This window comes from Actinomadura mexicana, assembly GCF_900188105.1.
GTDB classification, from domain to species: domain Bacteria; phylum Actinomycetota; class Actinomycetes; order Streptosporangiales; family Streptosporangiaceae; genus Spirillospora; species Spirillospora mexicana.
In genome coordinates, this window is record NZ_FZNP01000001.1 from 341,063 (window position 1) to 359,204 (window position 18,142).

Sequence of the window (18,142 nt, forward strand, 5' to 3'; positions counted from 1 at the left end):
TTGTGCGAACGGTCGCGAATGTCTCAGTTGTGAGCGGCGTCCGCGGCGCGGGCGACGGCCCGCCGCCGGACGCGAGGTCCCGAAGGAGCCGCGTTGGTCCCCCACGTTCCGCCGCGCAGCGGCCCGCCGAACGTCATCGCCCTCACCGCGCCGGAGCGCGGCGCGGGCTGCACCACGGCCCTCGCGAACCTCGCCTGGATGCTCGCGCTCGCCGGCCGCGCCGTGCTCCTGGTCGACGGCGACCTGGCGTCGCCCGCCCTGGAGGACCACGCGAGGAGGTTCGCCGGCGACGGCCCCGGTGATGCCGGGCTCCTCGACCTCGCCCGCGGGTTCGGCTCCGGCGACCGGGGCGATCCCCAGGGGCTCGACCTGCTGCCCGTCCTGCGGCACCGGGAACCGCCCGGCCCGCCGATCGCCGGGCGGGTCGACTTCCTTCCGGCGCGGGGCTCCGACGGCACCCGTGGCCACTGGACCGAACTGGAGACCCCCGCTCTCCACGGTTTCGCCGCCGCCCTTCGCGACGGACTGCGCCGCACCTCCTACGACCACGTGCTCGTCGACGCCGCCGGCCTCCCGGCGGAGGCCCTGGCGAGGCTCGCCGACACCGTGGTCATCGGGGTCAGGGCCGACTCCGGCGGCATCGCGGCCGGAGAGGCGCTCGCCCGCGAACTGAAGGCCACCGTGGTCCCCCGGCTCCTCCCGCTGCTCATGCAGGTGGAGGACGCGTCGTCCCTCAGCGTGCGCGGCGAGGCGGGCGTGGCGTTCGCATGGCTCTTCCCCGGCACGACGCCGCCCTCGGCGCGGAACGCCTACTGGCCGCGGATGGCGGTTCCCAAGGTCGCCCACGCCGCCGTCGCCGAGAGGCTCGCCGTGTTCGCCGGGGACCGGGCGGGCTCCGCGCTCCTCACCGCCTACCGGGACGTGCTCCGCACGATCCTCGGCGAGGAGCGGTTCGACCCGCCGCGGGCCACGGCCGAGGCGGTGGAGGCGTACCGGGTGCGCATCGGCGCGGACGACGTGATGCGGACGCGCCACTACCGCGTGGTCTACGAGCCGGCCCAGCGCGCCTGGGCCGACTGGCTCGGCGTCCAGTTCCGCTCGGCGCACCTGCGCCCCGCCGGGGAGGGCCCGGTCCGCGACGACGACGTCGTCATCGTCGTCGGCCCCGAGGCGGCCGGGGCCGGCCCGTCCAGGACGCCGGTGTCCGGCGGTCACTGGTACCTCCGGCTGTCCCCCGAGGACCCGGCCCGGGGCGTCCCGCCGTCCGCGCGGATCGACCTGTTCGCCCTGGGCGAGGCGGCCGCCCGCGAGGAACTGTTCCAGCGGCTGATGCCCGCGCGGACGCCGCCCGCGCCCGCCGAGGTCCGGGGCGAGCCCCGGTTCCCCGGCCGGACGCCCGGGCATCGCCGCCTGCCCCCGTCCGCGGGCGCCTTCGTCGAGCGGGGCGAGGAGATCGAGCGGATGCGCGACGCGCTGCTCGGCTCGGACCGCGACGGCATCTACATGATCAACGGCGCGGCGGGCACCGGAAAGAGCAGGCTCGCCCTGGAGTACGCCCTCCGGTTCTCGGGCGACTACGACGCGATCTGGTGGATCACCGCGGCGTCGTCCGGGAGCGTGCGGGCCGGCCTCACCGCCATGCACGAGGCGGTCGAAGCCCGCGGCGGCCGCCGCGGGCCCGCGTCCGGCGCGGGCGACCCCGTCGCGCAGTTCGTCAGGGAGGAGGTCAACCGCGCCGGAACCTGGCTGCTGATCTACGACAACGTCGAGCGGGCCGAGGACCTGGCCGACCTCGTGCCCGAGACCACCCGCGGGCACCACGTCATCATCACGGGCGGAGACGTCGAGACCCTCAGGACCGGAACGCTGGTCCGCCGGGTCGAGAAGACCACCAGGGCGGGGCCGTTCACCAGGGCCGAGAGCCGGGAGCTGTTCCGCAGGAGGGTCCCCGCGCTCTCCGACGAGCACATCGACCGGCTCGCGGCCCACATGCGCGACCTCCCGCTGAACGTGGCGCTGGCCGCCGCGTGGGTGGAACGCCACGCCGACTGGAGGCAGCGCGGCGCCGCGCGTCCCCTGGGGGCCGGCGCCGGGACGGCCGCGTCCGCGGGGGCCTCCCGCGAGATGGAGGCGGTCGAGGACGCCGTCGAGACGTTCACCAGCCTGTTCACCGAGGCCGCCGAGGCCGCCGAGGTCGCGCGGCCGGCTCCCGCGGCTCCGCGGGACGACGCGGCCCGCCGGGAAGAGGCGGACCTGCTGACCGCCCGGATCGTCCTCGGGCTGACCCTCGACGCACTGCGCCAGATCGACTCGGGCGAGGCCGCCGTGCACCTGATGCGGATGGCGGCCTTCCTCTCGCCGGACGGCGTGGGCCGCAGGCTGCTGTTCTCCCCCGCCATGCTCGCCGCGCTGGAGGCGCACTGGTCCGACCTCGCCGAGGACTCCGTGCGGCTGGAGGCCCTGCTCGTCCGGCTGACCCGGTACGGCCTGGCCGAGGTGGACTACGCGCTCGGCGGGGAACTGCGCGTCCACCGGATGGTCCAGAAGATCGTCCGGGATTCGCTGCGGGACGGCGAGAGGGACCGGGTGACCGCCGAGGTGCACCGCGTCCTCGCCGCGTTCGCGCCGGCCGACGCCGAGGTCGACAAGCCCTACCACGCCGCGACGTTCGCCGAGCTGCGGCGGCACCTGTTCGTCAGCGAGGCGCTCGCGAGCGGGGAGCGGCCCGTCCGCCGCTGGCTGGCCTGCCACGTGCGCCACCTGTACCTGGCCGGGGACGTGCACGACCGCAGGCTCGGCCTCGACGTCGCCGAACGGCTGTCGGCCGACTGGCGCGAACGCCTGGACGCCGATGACCCGCTGCTGCTGCGCGTCGAGGTGCAACGCGCCAACCTCCTGAGGGCGCTCGGCCGTTTCGAGGAGGCGGCGGCCATCTCCGAGGACACGCTCAACCGGCAGATGCGCCTCGGTTACTCCGACACCCGGACGCTGATGAGCGCGCGGGGGTACGCCGCCGACCTGCGCCAGGCCGGCGACTTCACCGCCGCGCTCGTCCGCGACCGCGCGACGCTGATCGGGCTGCGCCGCGAGTTGGGCGACGACCACGAGCTGACCCGGACCGCGGCCATGAACCTCACGCTGTCGCTGACCCTGGAGGGGCAGGACGCCTCCGTCCGGGAGGCGCTGGCGATCGAACGGCTCACCCGGCGGCGGCAGCTGCGGGCGGAACCCGGCGACCAGCAGGCGCTCGCGATCTCCGCCTACAGGATCGGGGCACTCCTGCGCCGCCTCGGCCGGTACGACGACTCGGCGCGGGAGCTGACCCACTCGGTCGTCATCCTCCGCGAGCTCTACCGGGACGACGCCGCCAACCTCCATCTGCTGTGCGCCCAGCGCCAGCAGCGCATCACCCGCCGGCACCGGCCCGGCGACCCCGAGGCGCGCGGCGCCGACCGGGACGAGCTGCGCAGGCTGCTGAAGATCCACCTGGACTTCCATCCCGGTGAGAGCTACGAGACGCTCGCCTGCCGGCTGGCCGTCGCCGCGGCCGAGCACGCCTGCGGCGCGTACGGGGCCGCGCGCGACGAGGCGGGCCGGGCCGTCATGGGCTACCTCGGCCTGTACGACGAGGGGCATCCGTTCGTCCAGCTCGCCCGCTGCAACCTGTCGGCCTACGCCCTCGCCCTCGGCGACGCCGACTTCGCCGAGGAGCAGAGCGCCACCGCACTGGACCTGCTGCGCGAAAGGCTGGACGACGACCATCCGTACGTGGTGGGGGCGCTGGTCGACCAGGCCAACGCCCTGATGGCCCTCGGCCGCTTCGACGAGGCCCTGGACCTCGACGAGCAGGCCGAGGAGCGTCTCGCGTCCTGCTATCCCGACGACGGGCATCCGTGGGCCCTCGCCGTGCGCGGGAACCTCGCCCACACCCGGGCGCGGCTGCGGAACGAGTCGCCGGGCACCGAGCGCCGCGCGTTCCAGTGGGACGCACCGCAGATCTGACACCGGCCGGACCCTGGAGAGGAGACCGAGTGAGCGAGACCCCGAGGACCACCACGCGGCGCGCGGGCCACATCGCCCCAGACCCCGGAACGCTGCTGCTGGAGAACACGGTGCGGAAGGTCTTCGAGGGGGCCGCCGGGCTGCTGCACACCGCGAACTTCATCGACGGCATGTTCCGGTTCGCGGTGGAGGATGCGGATCTGTCACCGCAGGACCGGAAGCTGTACGCCCAGATCGGCGGCAGGCTGGGCCCGACGTTCGCCAAGATCGACTCGTGGACGGCGTCGCTGGACAGCGGACGGCTCATCCGCCTGGTCCTGTCCTGCTCCGCGGGCGGCGTCTACTACATCTCGCTCCGTCCGGCGGAGACCCAGTTCGGCGTCGCGCGGGAGGGCACGGCGGTCGAGACCGGCGACCGGCAGATGGCGCAGATCTCCGACCGGGTGCGCGAGCTCTACTCGCTGGGTCCCGAGAACCTCGGCGGCTACAGCACCTTCGTCCCGGCGCTTCCGGACGTCCCCGACCCGGCGCCCGTCCTGTTCGAGGCCCCGGGCGCCGACGCCCGCCTGGTGGAGCTCAGCCGGCGGCAGGTCACTCCGCTCGACCTGCACTACGTCTCGGGTCACCGGGGCGGCGAGCACCTCTTCAGCACCGACGTCCTCGCCGACGACAGCCTCGGAAAGTTCTTCCGCAGGGTGTCGGTCGCCGAGCACAGGAAGCGCTACGAGGAGATCCTCCTCCTTTCCCGGCAACTCGTGCGGTCTCTGTCGTACCAGCTCAGACCCGTTCTGCGGGGGCGGCTGTCCCGGCTCGTCATGGACGTCGAGCAGGGGGCGCTGTACTACCGGTGCCTGCCGGACGACACAGGGCTCTTCGGTGTCACCCTGGAGCAGAAGAACGTGTGGGACGCCGACCGGCGCCTGGAAACGATCATCGACGAGTACACCGGCGGCCGTTCCGCGCCGTGAGCACCGGGCAAGCGGGAGAGCGGGAGAGCGGGAGTCCGCGAGTCGGGGGGCGGAGATTGAGGGGGAGCGGTCTCTCGCGGGAGCGGACGGGCGTCGACGGCGGGACGTCTCTCAGACGGGCGAGGGGCCCGGCACGGCGCCGGACGGCGGATCGGAACCGCTGACCGCGTCCTCGGCGGCGCTGAGTGCGTTGCGCCTGACGCGTCCGCTCAGCCCGTCAAGGCTGTCCACGATCGCGACCTGGGCGACCGAGCCGCTCAGGCCGGGGACCGCGTCGTCGGACAGGGTGCCGAGCTGGCTCAGCGCCGACAGCGGGACGGCGTCGTAGCTGGCTTCGAACGCCTCGCAGAGCCGGTCCAGCCGGGCCCGGTCCTCGGCGGTGGGGCCCGGCCGGGACCGCACGCCGGCCAGCCAGCCGGCGACCGACTCCTCGAACGAGGTCACGAGCCGCCGCAGCACCATGCTCACGCCGATCGCCTCGAAGATCTCGTAGCGGCGCAGCCGGTAGCTGAGCATGGCGCCGGCGGTGGCCGCGTCGTCCCGGGACAGGTCGAAGGAACGCCCGATGTAGGCGTCGACGTCGTCGATCGCGGCGAGGGATTCGCGCGCGAGGGCGAAGGGACGGGCCACGGCGTCCGGCAGGCCCCGTCCGGGCCGCTCCGGCTCGGCGGCGGCTCCGGCGGAACCCGCGGGCGGGTGCGCCAGATCCCTCCTGATCGCCTGGAGCTGCCGGTCGGCCTGCTGGCGGATCTGCTCGACCTGGCTCTGGAGGTTGAGCAGGTGGTCGTGCGAGGCGGTCACCTGCCGCCTGATCCGCTCCATCGAGTCGTGCATCATCGCGATGTCGCTGCCGGCGGCCGCGGGGCCGGCGCGGTGGCCGATGATCTCCCGGTTCAGGCCGTCCAGGTGGGCGGTGAGGACGTCGTGGAACCGGTCGGCGAGGTAAACGATCGGCGGTGCTCCGCACGCCTGGGTCAGGGAGGGCCGGATCTCCTCGCTCAGGAACCCCGTCACCACGACCACGCGCCGCTTCGGGCTGTTGCTGCGGATGGCGCGGACGCGGCCGATCAGCGACTCGGCCTCGTCCAGCTGCACCAGCGGCGCGCTCACCACGATCGCGCAGCCCGCGCGGTCCTGCCCGGGGGGCATCGGGATCCAGAAGTCGGGCCGCTCGCGCTCCGGCAGCAGGGGGTAGCTCGTCTCGGCCACCCAGCCCCGGCCGTTGAGGATCTCCGAGATGTTCGACAGGAGGTCGTCCAGCGGCACCACGTAGCCGAGGTTCTCCTGCCGTGCCGCCGTGTGGACGGCGGGCGCGTCCACCCGCGCGGGCGGCACGGTGAGCTGGAAGCTGCGGTAGCAGAGCCTGACGACCTGGCGGGGACTGCCGCCGGTGAGCCGGTGGATCGCGTCGCAGGCCGACTGCTCGAACGGTTCGAGGACGCCGCCCTGGCGGAGCCGGACGTACTCGGCGATCTGCCCGCCGTCCAGGGGGGACGGCGAGATGCGGGTGCGTATGCGGGACTTGACGTCGTCGGGGAGCTGGTCGAGGTACTCGGGCAGGCCGCCGAGGACGAGCAGTCCACCGCTCTCGACGAACGTGCGCAGCAGCTTGTGGAACGACTTCAGGGTGTCCGCCGTGTTCGTCATGTCCGGCAGGAGGGGGCCGGGGCGGCCGAGGAGCTTCTCCATGTCGTCGACGACGAGTGCGAAGTGCAGGCCCTGCCGTCCGAAGAGGCTGGCGAGCGCGCCCATGCAGTCCAGCATCTGGGCGTTGGACGACAGGGCGCCGGTGATGCCCTGCTCCTGGAGGCGGGCGTCGGGCGGCGCGCCGCTCGCCAGCCAGTCCATCACCGCGAGGGCGAGCTGCACGTCGGCCAGCAGGGCGAAGGCGGTGCCGAACTGCTTGTTCCCCGTCACCTGCCAGAGCCGCTCCTGGAGCTGCCTCGGCACCCTGGCCGCCAGACCGGCCTGCCGCGCGAGGGTCCGGGGATCGAGTCCGGGGTCGCGCCTCTCCAGCGCCGCCGCCTGTTCGGCCAGGTGGGGGAAGTCGGTCCGGAGCCGCTCGGCGACCACGTCGGCGTAGTAGCCGAGGGCGACGTCCTTGAGCTCGTCGGGGTGGAACCTGGTGATGAAGGAGGCCCGGAACAGCGTGCCGAAGTCGGAGGTCTGCGCCGACAGGGAAATGATCTTGCGCGGGATGGCGGCGCCGGGCGGCGGATGGCGTAACCGGTGGATCAGGGTGTTGAGCAGGTGCGTCTTGCCGGTGCCCGCCTCCCCGGAGACGGCGATGACCTCGCCGTTCGCGCCGGTGGAGGACGCGCGCACCGCCTCGTCGTCGGTCAGCTCCCGCGGGTCGGCCGCGCCGGCCTCGCCGCCGTGCCGACCGGCGCCCTGCGGGGAGCGCACGTCCCGCCAGAGGATCAGGCTCCGCGCGAGGTAGTCGTCGACCACCCGCCGCACCGTGAGGATCGCCGGGGTGTCGAGGCTGACCACCTCGCCCGGCAGTTCGCCCAGCATCGCGGACGCCCCGGGCGGGAAGGGATTGCGCCGTGCCGCCGGTGACGGCTCATGATCAGCAGTCATGAGGAGCCCGTTTCTTCGCTCGGCGGGGCCAGGATGAACTGGGACGCCAGATCACTGTAACCCACATCGCGCGAACTGTCAGCCCTAATGATCTGTTCGAAGACCTCCGCCAGCCCGTCCACCAGCAGCCTTATCGTCATGCGCCCGTCATATGCCGTCATAATGGCCTTGATATGGTCTTCCTGAATATTCATCGATTCGCGGCGGTCCGTTTCCCAGTAGAGGCGCCGCCGGACGAATTCCCAGCCGTCCTCGACGGCCAGCGGGCGGGGACGCAGCGGGATGACGGAGATGTTGCCGTCGAACGGAGGGTGCTCCTGATCGGTGTCCTCGTCCTCCAGCTCCGCGAAGAACAGCATGCAGGGCTGGACGACCTCGGCGTAGAACCGCACGTCGAGCAGGCTCGCGGAGCGCGGGAGGACGACCACGACAAGCGGTCCCTCGTCGGCGGAGCCCAGTCCGATCTCCCAGAGCATGGTGGCGACCTCGTCTCTCACCCGGTCCGCGGTGAGGCCCTCCCGCGCCTTGAGCCGGTCGACGTCCTTGATCACGCTCTGCAGGCGCTCCAGCCGGGACGGCGAGCCCGAGAAGTGCTCGCTCTCCATCAGCTGCGAGCATATTTTGAAGACCAGTCCCAGCATGCGCCGCTCCGGTGTCCCGACCGGGCCGCTCAGCGTCCTGGCGTCGACGACCTGCAGGTCGGTCTGCCCGGCGAGCTCCTTGAGGAAATGGACGCACCTGCAGATCAGGGACGTCTTTCCGGTGCCCTCCACCCCGTGCACGAAAACGAGATGGCCCCTGTCGCGGATCGTCTCGATATCGTCCATCTCGCTTTTGAAGGCCGAGAAGCACGCTGTGAACGAACTCGTCTTCACATAGTGATCCGCGTGCTTGCCGACGCGGTGGGGCTCCAGGGCCAGGGGCGGCCTGTCGACGTAACGCACCAGACGGAGCGGATTCTTCGACGAGAGGCGCCCGTTGCCCGGCCTGGGGTCGCCCGTCACGATGGGACCTTCTGCCAGAACGTGAACCAGCGGAGGACCGGCGGTCGCCATGGGTGCTCCAGGGCGCGCGCTGTGCTGCCGACCTGGGCGTCGATCCGGTGAACGACGTCCATGACCGCCGCGTGCCTGGCCTTTCTGTCCTCGTCACTCAGGTCGCTCCACCCCGCGACGACGGCGGCGTCCAGCCGGTCCGGGGCGAGGGCCGCGAGCACCGGGGAAAGAGTGCGCCACCAGGGGCGGCGAGCCTTGATCTCCTCCAGTCGGAGTGCCAGTTTCCGTGCGGTGTCGCGCAGGGCCTGGGCGGACGGCTGCCCGGCCGTCCTGCGCCTCTCGGTGTAGTCGCTCGCCTCGGTGAGGAAGTCCCTGCCCAGTCTGCGGAGTTCGAGCCCCTCCCGCCGTCCGCGGTCCACGGCCGCTCTCCATTCGGTGGTGAAGAGGGTGAGCAGGGCGCCGAGCAGGAGCGGACCGATAACCTTTCCGGCGGACACCCACCCCGATGATCCCTTCTTCTCCTTCTCGCGCGAAACGGTCTGGGCGCCTATCAGGGCGTCGCAGGCGCGGTCGAAGTCCTTTCTATGATGTACGGCCCAGGCCTGCAGTTCGGCGGGGCCGGGTGTGCGAGCGGCCGCAGTCGGCCACGGCGACGCTCCGGAAGGGGCGGGCGTCGCGGTGGGGGCCGGAGTCCCCGGCGGTGCCCCGGTGGGCGCCGGTGCGGGCGCGGCCCCCGGGACGGGGAGTCCGAGCGCCAGGAGGGCCGTGGTCATCTGGCCGGGGCGGGACAGGCAGTACACGGTGGCGGCCTCCCGCCGGTCCCCCGTGCCGGGGGACGCCGCGGATAAGGGCGGCGAAGCGTCCGATAACGAGGACGGCAATTCCGCGGCCGCGCCGAAGGGGCGGCTCACGCACCCGATGAGCAGCAGACCGACCGTGCAGAAGAACAGCCTGCGCACACTCATTGATCGTCCTCCGCGGTCAGAATAGCGCGCCGGCGCCGTCCGCCGGGGACGAGTCACGGACTCGCTACCCGACGGCAAGCGGCTCCCGACATGTGACGGGTGCATACGGGAGGAGGCGGCGACGTGTAACGATCACGGGATGCGGACTAAAATGCTGGTGATGGGGCGTTCGGCGGAAGGCCGGGCTTTATGACTTTGATGAATCACTCCTTTTCCGGTGCCGACTTCGACTCGCTCGCCTCGGGAATGGCGACGTCCGGTGCGATCGAATCGCTGGGAGCGATCCAGCACAGCCGGAACCTGCTGTTGCTGCGCTCCGTGGTGGACGCCGCCCGCCGGACCGGCCACCCGGAGGCCGGGGCGGCCCGGCACGGCTTCGAGCAGCTGATGGAGCTGAGGCGGCGCGTCCCCGACGCCGCCGCGGCCGTCATCAGGCACCCCTCGACCGGCGGGTGGGGCCTGCACGCACTGCGCGTCCTCCAGGGCGGCGCCTCGCCCGGCGACCCGCCCGGCGTGCGCCCCGCGCAGCTCGCGGGGATGGCCGCGGCCGTGGCGGTGCGCGGGCGCTGCGCGGGGACGTTCACCGTTCCCGTCTCCCTCGGCGTGGCGACCCTGCCCTCGGTGGGCGTGCTCACAGCGCCCGGAGGCGCCGAGACGGTGCGGATCGTCCATGACGGCCGGGAGGTCGTCGCCACGGCCGGACGCACGAATTCACCCGTCCCCGTCGACGGGCCCCCGGACGCGCCGGGCTGGCGGGGGCTGCGCACCCTCCGCGCGCCGTCCGCCGGGAGAACCGAGATCGAGCTCCTTCTCGACGATGTGGACCCGTTCCGCTTCCCCGCCGCGTCGTCCGCCGGAGCCGAGCGCCTCTCCGAGGCCGCCGTCGCCGAACTGGAGCGGACGCTCGGCGAGAGCTGGGACCTGCTGTCGCGCCACCACGGCGCCAGCGCGCGCGAGCTCTCCGGCACGGTGTCCACCCTCACGCCCCTGCGGGCCTCCATCGGCTCGTTCCGCAGCGCCACCTCGCGGGAGCACTACGGCTGCGTCGCGCTCTCCCTGCCCGTCGACCCGACACAGCTCGCGGTCACGCTCGTGCATGAGGCCCAGCACGGCAAGCTGGCGGCGGTCATGGACGCGGTGAAGCTGCTGCCCGGGGACGACGGCCGCCGGTACTACGCGCCCTGGCGCCCGGACCCGAGGCCGTTCGCCGGCCTGTTGCACGGCACTTACGCGTTCATGGGCGTCGTGCGTTTCTGGCGGCGGCAGCGCTGGCTGGAGCAGGGCGAGCACGCCTTGGCGGCACATCTGGAGTACGCGCACTGGCGCGGTGCGGTGCGGCTCGGGCTGGTCCAGCTCTGCTCGCACGACCGCCTGCCCGCGCTCACCGAGCGGTTCGTCCAGGGGATGCGGCACGTGCTGGACGGGTGGGTGGCCGAGCCGGTCCCGGGGCCGGCCGCCGCGCTGGCTGCGGAGCGGTTCCGCGCGCACCGCGAGCACTGGATCGCCGCCAACGGGCCGCTGCCCCGGTGCCTGCGGACGGTCCTCGACCTGCCGGACCCGGTCGCATGAGCCCGCCCGCGGCCCGCGAGGCGCTGCCCTTCCGGGAGTTCATCCTCAAGATCCACAGCCGCTGCAACCTGGCCTGCGACTACTGCTACGTCTACGAGATGGGCGACCAGAGCTGGCGCGACCGTCCGGTCACGATGCCGCCCGAGGTGGTGGACGCCGCCGCCCGGCGCATCGGAGACCACGTCCGCGCGCACGCGCTTCCCTCGGTCGACGTCGTGTTGCACGGGGGCGAACCGCTGCTGGCCGCGCCGCCCCTGATCGAGCGGGTCGTCCGGTCCGTGCGCGCCGAAGGCGTGTCCGCGTCGTTCTTCGTGCAGACGAACGGCACCCGCCTGACCGGGGCCCGCCTCGCCCAGCTCGACCGGCTCGGCGTCCGGATCGGTGTGAGCATGGACGGCGACGCCGACGCCCAGGACAGGCACCGCCGTCTGCCGGACGGCCGGGGAAGCCACGCCTCGGTGTCGGCCGCGCTGCACCCCTTGTCCACCGGCCCGTACCGGCACCTGTTCTCGGGCATCCTCTGCACGATCGACCTCCGCAACGACCCGGTCGCGACCTACGAGGCGCTGCTGCGCCACCGCCCGCCCCGCGTGGACTTCCTCCTCCCCCACGGGAACTGGTCGGCGCCTCCCCCGGGACGCGCCGAGGGGTCGCCCGCCACGCCGTACGCCGACTGGCTCATCGAGATCTTCGACCGCTGGTACGGCGCGGCGGAGCCGCCCGCGGACGTCCGGACGTTCAGCGACCTGCTCACCCTGCTGCTCGGCGGAGTCGTCGGCAGTGAGGGCCTCGGGCTCGCCCCCGTACGGTACGCCGTCATCGAGACCGACGGCGCGATCGAGCATTCCGACCTGCTCAAACCGATGACCGCCGCGTCCGCCGGCACCGGCCTGAACGTCCTGCGCGACTCCCTGGACGCGGCGCGCGCCCTGCCGGCCGCCGTCGAGCGCCAGCTCGGCGCGGCGGCCCTGTGCGAGCGGTGCCGGGCCTGCCGGTTCGTCGCCGTGTGCGGGGCGGGCCTCCAGGTCCACCGCTACCGGCACGGGACGGGCTTCGACAACCCCACGGTCTACTGCCCGGACATGATCCGCCTCATCGAGCACGTGCGCGGCCGCGTGGCCGAAGACGTGGCGGCCGCGGCCCGCCCCTCCGAGCGCGGCGGCGCGGCCTGACGGGCGTCTCCGGTTCCTCTAATTTAGTCCGACATTGACCCGCCTTTTGACTGTATGGCTGTTTCAGGTCACGCCCCGTGAGCATCATCCGCACGTCAGCCGACGCAGGGCATGGGGGGCATCGTGAGTCAGGACGACAGGCGAGGAGCCGAGCAGGCCGCGGTCGGGACCAGGCGCAAGCGGGGCGCCGACGGGGGGTCGAGCGAACTCGTCACGTCCGGCGGCAGCACCAGGATCGCCGACGACGTCGTGGCGAAGATCGCCACGATGGCCGCACGGCAGGTCGGCGGCGTGCACGAGATGGGCGCGGGCATGTCCCGGACGCTCGGGACGGTTCGGGAGCGGCTGCCGGGCGTGACGGCCGACAGCACGCAGGGCGTGGCCGTACAGGTCGGTGAGCGCCAGGCGGCCGTCGACATCGATCTCGTCGTGGAGTACGGGCTGTCCATTCCGGACCTGGCCGCCGCCGTGCGCACCAACGTGGTCAACGAGATCGAGCACATGTGCGGCCTGGAGGTCGTCGAGGTGAACATCACCGTGGACGACGTGCACGTGGCCGACGAGCAGCCGCCGGAGCCGCGGCCCGAGGAGTCCCGAGTTCGATGATCTCCTGGACCGACGTGGTGGGCGCGGCCCACCAGCCCCGGCCCGCCCCGGCCGGCGGGCCGGACCCGGCCCGCGGCAGGGGGCCGGCCGGGCCGGAGTTCCTCGCCGGGGGAGCGCGGCCGGGGGTCCTGCCGGGCGGGGCACCCTCCGGAGGGACCGGCACGGCGGCCGCCCGGCCGAGCGCGGCGCCCGGCCGGCGGGAGCCGCTCGCCGAACTGGCGGAGCGGGTCGGCGAGATCGCCTTGACGTGCCCGGACGTGCTGGGACTGACGGCGGGTCCGCGCGGCTGGATCGCGACCTACCGCGCCGGCCCCCCCTACGTGGGCGTCGTGGTGCACGACGCGGTGATCGAGGTGGGGGTGGTCGTCCGGTACGGCCGGCCCTTCGCCGAGATCGCCGAGCAGGTGCGGCGTCTGGTGCGCCCGCTGGCCGGCCGGCGGACGGTGGACGTGATGATCGGGGACGTGGTGATCGGGGACGCGGCCGGTGACGGCGAGGGCCCCGCCGAGCCGAGAGGGTGATCAGAATGGACATGAGAGTGCCGTGGCCCGTGATCGGCCTGGTCGTCGGGCTGGCACTGGGGTTCGCCGGAGCGTTCGGCGGCGCCGGCGCGTTCTTCCTCGTCCTGTTCCTCGGCGCGCTCGGCTTCGTGATCGGCCGTGTCATCGAGGGCAGCCTCGACCTCGGGCAGATCTTCTCGACGGGCCGCACGGGGCGGCGTCCGCGATGACGAGCGCCGAGCGGGGCAGGACGACGATCCGTGAGCGGAGCGTCGCGCGCATCGTCGCCGAGGCCGCGCAGGACGTCGAGGCGTCCGGCGGGCTCGGCCGGACCCTGGTCGGCGTGCCGATCCCCGGGCGGGGTCCCGCCCGCACGGAGGTGCGGGTGCACGGCGACCTCGTCACGGCCAAGGTGGCGCTGTCGGTGGCCTACCCGATGCCGGTCCGCGCGGTCGCCCGCGAAGTGCGCCAGAGGGTGCGCGAGCGGGTGGCGGAGTTGACCGGTCTCACCGTCGGGCAGGTGGACGTCGAGGTGGCCGAACTGGGACGGCCCGCCACGGGCGAGAGGACCGTGCTGTGACCGCGCAGGCCGGGGCGCGGGCCGCCACGGAGCCGAGCACGCGGAGGGCCGACGCCCGGAAGGCCGACCGGGCGGCCAGGCACACGTTCCGCTCGCAGCGGATGCTGCCGGCCCTCGCCGCCGCGCTGCTGATGACGGCGGCCGGCGTGCTGGCGGCGATCGAGGTGATCTCGGCGGCCGTGGACCGCCCGGCGCACGTCTTCCCCTACGGGTGGGTGCGGGACCGGAACTGGGACGGGGTGGACGCCCGCGCGATCTTCGCTGCCCTGGCACTGATCGGCGTCTGGTTCGTGCTGGCCGCCGTACTGCCGGGCAAGTCCCGGATCGTCCCGCTGCACGGGCGAGATCCGAGCCTGATGATGGGCGTGAGCAGGCGGGGGCTCAAGCGCACCGTCGCCGCCGCGGCCGAAGGCGCGCCGGGGGTGTCGGGGGTCAGCAGGGTCCGGCTGGGCCGCCGGCGGGTGCGGGTGGTCGCGCGGACGCCCATGCGCGAGCCCGCGGGCCTGGACACGGGGATCACCGAGGCGGTGCGCGACCGGCTCGACCGGCTCCGGCCGGTGCCCGCCCGCTCCGTCATGGTGCGAATGAAGCACCGGGAGGACTGACATGGACCGCCGCCACGCGCACATCAACCGCACCGGCCTCCTCGTTCTCGGCGTGATCCTGTTCGCCGCCGGGGGCGCCGGCCTCGCACGCGGCTTCGGCGCCTTCGGGGACGCCCGGGCCTCGGGCCCCGTGCTCACCGGGGAGGCGCGCCGCTTCGCCGACGGCCACGGCTGGTTCTGGCCGGCCGTCGCCGCCGTGGCCGTCGTCCTGGCGCTGCTGGGACTGTCCTGGATGCTCGCGCAACTCCGGTCGAGCCGGTTGCGGGGTCTCTCACTGGAGCCGGACGTCCAGGCCGGCGCGACGCGGGTGGAGGCCAAGGCCATCACGGACGCGCTGGAAGCCGAGATCGGCGAGTACCCGGGCGTGCGCAGGGTGCGGGCCCTGCTGATCCGCTCGTCCGGCGGGGCAGGACTGCGGCTGAGCATCGCCTACGGGCAGGAGGCGGACCCCGCCGAACTGCGGCGCCGCATCCAGGACGAGGCCGTCCCGCGCCTCTGCGCCGCCCTCGAACGCGAGTCGATTCCCACTGTGGTGCGGCTGCGGCTGACACCCCGAGAGCAGCCCGCCACCGTTGTCTGACCCCGGCGCCTCACCCGGCGGCCGCGCCGCGGAACGGCCGACGCGTGCTCCGGTGAACGCGCCGCGTCAGGGCGGGGCGTCCAAGAGGCCGGACTCGCGGGCCTTGGCGGCGGCCTGGGTCCGGGACGCGGCGCCGAGCTTGGTGAGGATCCTGGTCACGTGGGTGGCGACGGTGTTGGCGGAGATGAAGAGCTCGGCGGCGATCTGCTGGTTCGTCCGCCCGCCCGCGAGGGGGCGCAGGACGTCGAGTTCGCGGGGGGTCAGGCCGAAGGCGGGGTCGGACGCGCCGCTCTCGGTGGCGGTGAGGCGCCCGCGGGCCGCGAGGTCGTCGATGCGCGCCAGCAGTGGTGCGGCGCCCAGGTCGGCGGCGACGGCGCGTGCCTCGCACAGCCGGGACCGGGCGCCGGGACGGTTGCCCGACGCGAGCGCCGCGGCCGCCGCCTCCACCAGTACCACGGCGGTCTCGTGGCGGTTGCCGAGGTCGCGCCAGGCCGCGGCCGCCCCGTCCCAGACGGGCAGTCCGCCGCCCTCCGTCAGCGCGCGGAAGGTGAGCCGGAAGGCGTCGATCACCGGGGTGGTGGTGCGCACCGTGCCGAGCATGCGGTCGAGGGCCGCGAGCCGGTCCGCGGTCTCGGCCGCGACCCGCCGGTTCCGCGGCGCGGCCGCACGCCGGGCCCGCTGCACGCGCGCGCCGAGCACCGCGAGCCGCGCCGTCTCCTGCGGCGGCCAGGTCTCCGGTGCCGTCGCCAGATGCTCGCCCACGATCAGGTCCGCCGTGTCGGGGTCGTCCTGGTCGATCGAGCGGGTGAGGCGCAGCAGTGCCAGCCAGGACTTCGCCTCCGCCGCGCCGACCGTGTGCACGGCGAACTCGGTGACCTGGCGCAGGAGCGTCCCGCCCAGCTCGGTATGACCGCGCCGGTGCGCGATGTCCGCGGCGATCAGGCGCAGGTACGCGGCGTACAGCGGGGGCGGCGCCAGGGCGAGGGCGTCCTCGACGACGCGCAGGGCCTCGTCCCAGCGCCCCAGCAGCAGCAGCGGGACGCCGCGGGCGTTGGCGAGCATGCTGCCGCGGGACCGGGCCTGGCCGAGCCGTTCGGCGGCCGACTGCCCGGTGCGGGCCAGTTCGACCGCCTCCTCGTACCGCCCGGCGTCGCCCAGGAAGGTCGACTCCCACTGGAAGGTGGTCAGGAACGTGTGCGCGTCGCCGGCCGCGTCGGCGGCGCGGCGGGCCTCGGCGAAGGCGCCGCCCGCCCGGTCCAGTTCACCGTCGGTGCCGTGGAGCGCGCCCAGCACCAGCAGCGCGGGCGCGCGCAGGGCGTCGTCGCCGAGCCGGTCGGCGAGGTCCAGGGCCTGCGCGGCGTGGCGCCGGCAGTCGTCGAGGTCGAACGCCATGAACTCCACGAACGCCAGGGCGGACAGCAGCCGGCCGCGCAGCTCCTCCGAGGCCCCGGGCGGTGCCAGCGCGACCGCCCGCCGCAGGTCGTCGCGTCCCCCGCCGTCGATGCGGCTCTGCAACCGGCCGCGCAGGCCGAGCAGCCGGGCCGCCCGCTCCGGCTCGGCCGCCGGGTCCAGCTCGTCCAGCGCCGCGGTGCCGTACGCCACGCCGGCGGCCGACCTGCCCGCGTTGAACGCCGCCGTGGCCGCGCGCTCCAGCACGACCGCCCGGTCGGCGCCGATGGCGTCGACCGGCTCCGGCACCTTCGGCCAGTGCTCCAGGACCAGCTCCAGGAGGTGGAGCTGCTCGTCGTAGGCGTTCTGGCGCCCGGCGCGGCCGGCCGCGTGCCATGCGGCGGGCAGGGCCCGCTCGAACTCGCCCGCGGCGGTCCAGTGCTCGGCCAGGGCCGTACCGCCCGCGGCAGGGTCGCCGGGCGCGGCGCGGCCGGCGAGCGCGGCCGCGTACCGGGCGTGCATGCGCCGCCGCCGGGGCGGCGGCAGCGCTTCGTAGACCGCCTCGCGGAGGAGGTCGTGGCGGATCGCGTACCCGCCCTCCCGTGCCACCACCAGCTCCCGCCCGGTCAGGTCGCCGAGGGCGTCCCCGAGCCCGCGGCCCGGCCCGCCGGCGACCGCGCGGACGAGGTCGTCGTCCAGCTCGGCGCCCGCCACCGCCATGACCTCCAGCGCCTCGCGGGACGGGTCCGGCAGGTCGGTGACCCGGGCGAGCAGCAGCGCCCGCAGATCGCCCGGCGGCGTCTCGCCCGCGGAGCTCAGCGCCTCGACGAACAGCGGGTTCCCGCCGCTGCGCCGGTGGATCCGGGCGCTGCGCGCCGGGTCGGGAGGCCGTCCGTCCACGGCCGCCAGGAGGGCGGCGACGTGCCGGTGCTTAAGCGGGCCGAGGACGATGCGCGACACCGCGCCGCTGCGGCCCAGCTCGGCCAGCGTCCGCCAGTTCGGGTGCCCTGCGGCCAGTTCGCCGGTGCGGACGGTGCCGACCAGCAGCACGGCGGCGCCCGCCAGGTTGCGGGCCAGGTAGGCGAACAGCTCGCGGCTCGACGCGTCCGCCCAGTGGAGGTCCTCGACCAGCACGACGACGGGCCGCTCCTCCGCCGCCCGGCCCAGCAGCGACAGCATCTCCTCCAGCAGCCGGGCCGGCCCGTACCGCACGGGCGCCGGGCCGAGGTCCGGGAGCAGGTCGCCGAGCGCGGCCCCGCCCGGCGGAAGCAGCGCCGCCGCCCGGTCGCGGCCGAGGCGGCGCACCAGATCGCGCAGGACGGCGACGAACGGTACGAACGGAGTGCCCTCCGAGCCGAGTTCCAGGCATCCCCCGGACAGCACCAGCGGATCGCCGGGCAGGCCCCCCACCGCCGTCGCGACCAGCCGCGACTTGCCGATGCCCGCTTCACCGGAGACCAGGACCGTCCGAGGGCTCCCCGCCCGGGAACTCTCGTAGGCCGCCCGCAGCACGGCGGTCTCGTCGTCCCGTCCGACCAGCACCGGGCTGACGACGGAACCGGTCATCGCCCCTCCAAGCCCGGACCGGATGTCACCAACTCTGACGACGACAGCCTCCCATCCGTGCC

General features: G+C 74.2%; 14 protein-coding genes. 10 read left to right on the forward strand and 4 right to left on the reverse strand.

Going from position 1 to position 18,142, the window contains the following annotated elements; translation table 11 throughout:
- The first annotated feature begins 93 nt into the window (after positions 1-93).
- Together fxsT and CHC11_RS01435 are read left to right on the forward strand one after the other, a co-directional pair.
- Complete coding sequence (fxsT, locus tag CHC11_RS01430) at positions 94-4,002, forward strand: FxSxx-COOH system tetratricopeptide repeat protein (protein ID WP_089309716.1); 3,909 nt, start codon at positions 94-96, stop codon at positions 4,000-4,002.
- A 29-nt stretch (positions 4,003-4,031) separates the two neighbouring features.
- A complete protein-coding gene (locus CHC11_RS01435; RefSeq protein WP_089309717.1) occupies positions 4,032-4,970 on the forward strand; it encodes a hypothetical protein in 939 nt (312 codons plus the stop codon).
- Positions 4,971-5,081: 111 nt separating this feature from the next.
- Here the strand turns inward: CHC11_RS01435 and CHC11_RS01440 are convergent, their stop codons facing one another.
- The 3 genes from CHC11_RS01440 to CHC11_RS01450 are packed head-to-tail and all read right to left on the reverse strand — an operon-like array spanning position 5,082 to position 9,513.
- The gene (locus tag CHC11_RS01440; protein ID WP_143226878.1) at positions 5,082-7,553 is read right to left on the reverse strand and encodes an ATP-binding protein; all 2,472 of its coding nucleotides are present in this window, start codon (positions 7,551-7,553) and stop codon (positions 5,082-5,084) included.
- On the reverse strand, positions 7,550-8,557 hold the full coding sequence (locus tag CHC11_RS01445) for a P-loop NTPase family protein (protein WP_143226879.1): 1,008 nt from the start codon (positions 8,555-8,557) through the stop codon (positions 7,550-7,552). Before CHC11_RS01445 ends, CHC11_RS01440 begins: the two co-directional genes overlap by 4 nt.
- Positions 8,554-9,513: a hypothetical protein gene (locus CHC11_RS01450; protein WP_089309720.1), complete on the reverse strand. Its 960-nt coding sequence runs from the start codon at positions 9,511-9,513 to the stop codon at positions 8,554-8,556. Before CHC11_RS01450 ends, CHC11_RS01445 begins: the two co-directional genes overlap by 4 nt.
- A gap of 198 nt (positions 9,514-9,711) precedes the next feature.
- Between CHC11_RS01450 and CHC11_RS01455 the strand changes: the two genes are divergently transcribed.
- The 8 genes from CHC11_RS01455 (at position 9,712) to CHC11_RS01490 (ending at position 15,125) form a co-directional block, all read left to right on the forward strand.
- Positions 9,712-11,082, forward strand: coding sequence for an HEXXH motif domain-containing protein (locus tag CHC11_RS01455; RefSeq protein WP_179278630.1), 1,371 nt, complete (start codon positions 9,712-9,714; stop codon positions 11,080-11,082).
- The gene (locus tag CHC11_RS01460; protein WP_089309722.1) at positions 11,079-12,254 is read left to right on the forward strand and encodes an FxsB family cyclophane-forming radical SAM/SPASM peptide maturase; all 1,176 of its coding nucleotides are present in this window, start codon (positions 11,079-11,081) and stop codon (positions 12,252-12,254) included. Before CHC11_RS01455 ends, CHC11_RS01460 begins: the two co-directional genes overlap by 4 nt.
- Positions 12,255-12,374: 120 nt before the next feature.
- Entirely contained in the window at positions 12,375-12,860 is a 486-nt protein-coding gene (locus CHC11_RS01465; RefSeq protein WP_425427268.1) for an Asp23/Gls24 family envelope stress response protein, read from the forward strand.
- Positions 12,857-13,381: an Asp23/Gls24 family envelope stress response protein gene (locus CHC11_RS42340; RefSeq protein WP_245918651.1), complete on the forward strand. Its 525-nt coding sequence runs from the start codon at positions 12,857-12,859 to the stop codon at positions 13,379-13,381. The genes CHC11_RS01465 and CHC11_RS42340 overlap by 4 nt, the downstream gene beginning before the upstream one ends.
- Before the next feature lie 5 nt (positions 13,382-13,386).
- Positions 13,387-13,590 (forward strand): hypothetical protein, encoded by a 204-nt coding sequence (locus CHC11_RS01475; RefSeq protein WP_218825897.1) that lies wholly within the window; start codon positions 13,387-13,389, stop codon positions 13,588-13,590.
- Positions 13,587-13,940 (forward strand): Asp23/Gls24 family envelope stress response protein, encoded by a 354-nt coding sequence (locus CHC11_RS01480; RefSeq protein WP_089309725.1) that lies wholly within the window; start codon positions 13,587-13,589, stop codon positions 13,938-13,940. Before CHC11_RS01475 ends, CHC11_RS01480 begins: the two co-directional genes overlap by 4 nt.
- A complete protein-coding gene (locus tag CHC11_RS01485; protein WP_089309726.1) occupies positions 13,937-14,545 on the forward strand; it encodes a DUF6286 domain-containing protein in 609 nt (202 codons plus the stop codon). The genes CHC11_RS01480 and CHC11_RS01485 overlap by 4 nt, the downstream gene beginning before the upstream one ends.
- Before the next feature lies 1 nt (position 14,546).
- Positions 14,547-15,125, forward strand: a complete 579-nt coding sequence (locus tag CHC11_RS01490) for an alkaline shock response membrane anchor protein AmaP (protein WP_089309727.1) — start codon at positions 14,547-14,549, stop codon at positions 15,123-15,125.
- Between the two features lie 66 nt (positions 15,126-15,191).
- Here CHC11_RS01490 and CHC11_RS01495 read toward each other — a convergent pair whose 3' ends face one another.
- Entirely contained in the window at positions 15,192-18,080 is a 2,889-nt protein-coding gene (locus tag CHC11_RS01495) for an ATP-binding protein (protein ID WP_089309728.1), read from the reverse strand.
- Positions 18,081-18,142 lie beyond the last annotated feature (62 nt).

What these genes read in the sequence shown, in the direction of transcription:
- CHC11_RS01455 (WP_179278630.1), top strand. Translation starts at nt 9,712, where the DNA reads ATGAATCACTCCTTTTCCGGTGCCGACTTCGACTCGCTCGCCTCGGGA.
- CHC11_RS01450 (WP_089309720.1), bottom strand. Translation starts at nt 9,513, where the DNA reads ATGAGTGTGCGCAGGCTGTTCTTCTGCACGGTCGGTCTGCTGCTCATC.
- CHC11_RS01490 (WP_089309727.1), top strand. Translation starts at nt 14,547, where the DNA reads ATGGACCGCCGCCACGCGCACATCAACCGCACCGGCCTCCTCGTTCTC.
- CHC11_RS01440 (WP_143226878.1), bottom strand. Translation starts at nt 7,553, where the DNA reads ATGACTGCTGATCATGAGCCGTCACCGGCGGCACGGCGCAATCCCTTC.
- CHC11_RS42340 (WP_245918651.1), top strand. Translation starts at nt 12,857, where the DNA reads ATGATCTCCTGGACCGACGTGGTGGGCGCGGCCCACCAGCCCCGGCCC.
- CHC11_RS01495 (WP_089309728.1), bottom strand. Translation starts at nt 18,080, where the DNA reads ATGACCGGTTCCGTCGTCAGCCCGGTGCTGGTCGGACGGGACGACGAG.
- CHC11_RS01480 (WP_089309725.1), top strand. Translation starts at nt 13,587, where the DNA reads ATGACGAGCGCCGAGCGGGGCAGGACGACGATCCGTGAGCGGAGCGTC.
- CHC11_RS01475 (WP_218825897.1), top strand. Translation starts at nt 13,387, where the DNA reads ATGGACATGAGAGTGCCGTGGCCCGTGATCGGCCTGGTCGTCGGGCTG.
- CHC11_RS01460 (WP_089309722.1), top strand. Translation starts at nt 11,079, where the DNA reads ATGAGCCCGCCCGCGGCCCGCGAGGCGCTGCCCTTCCGGGAGTTCATC.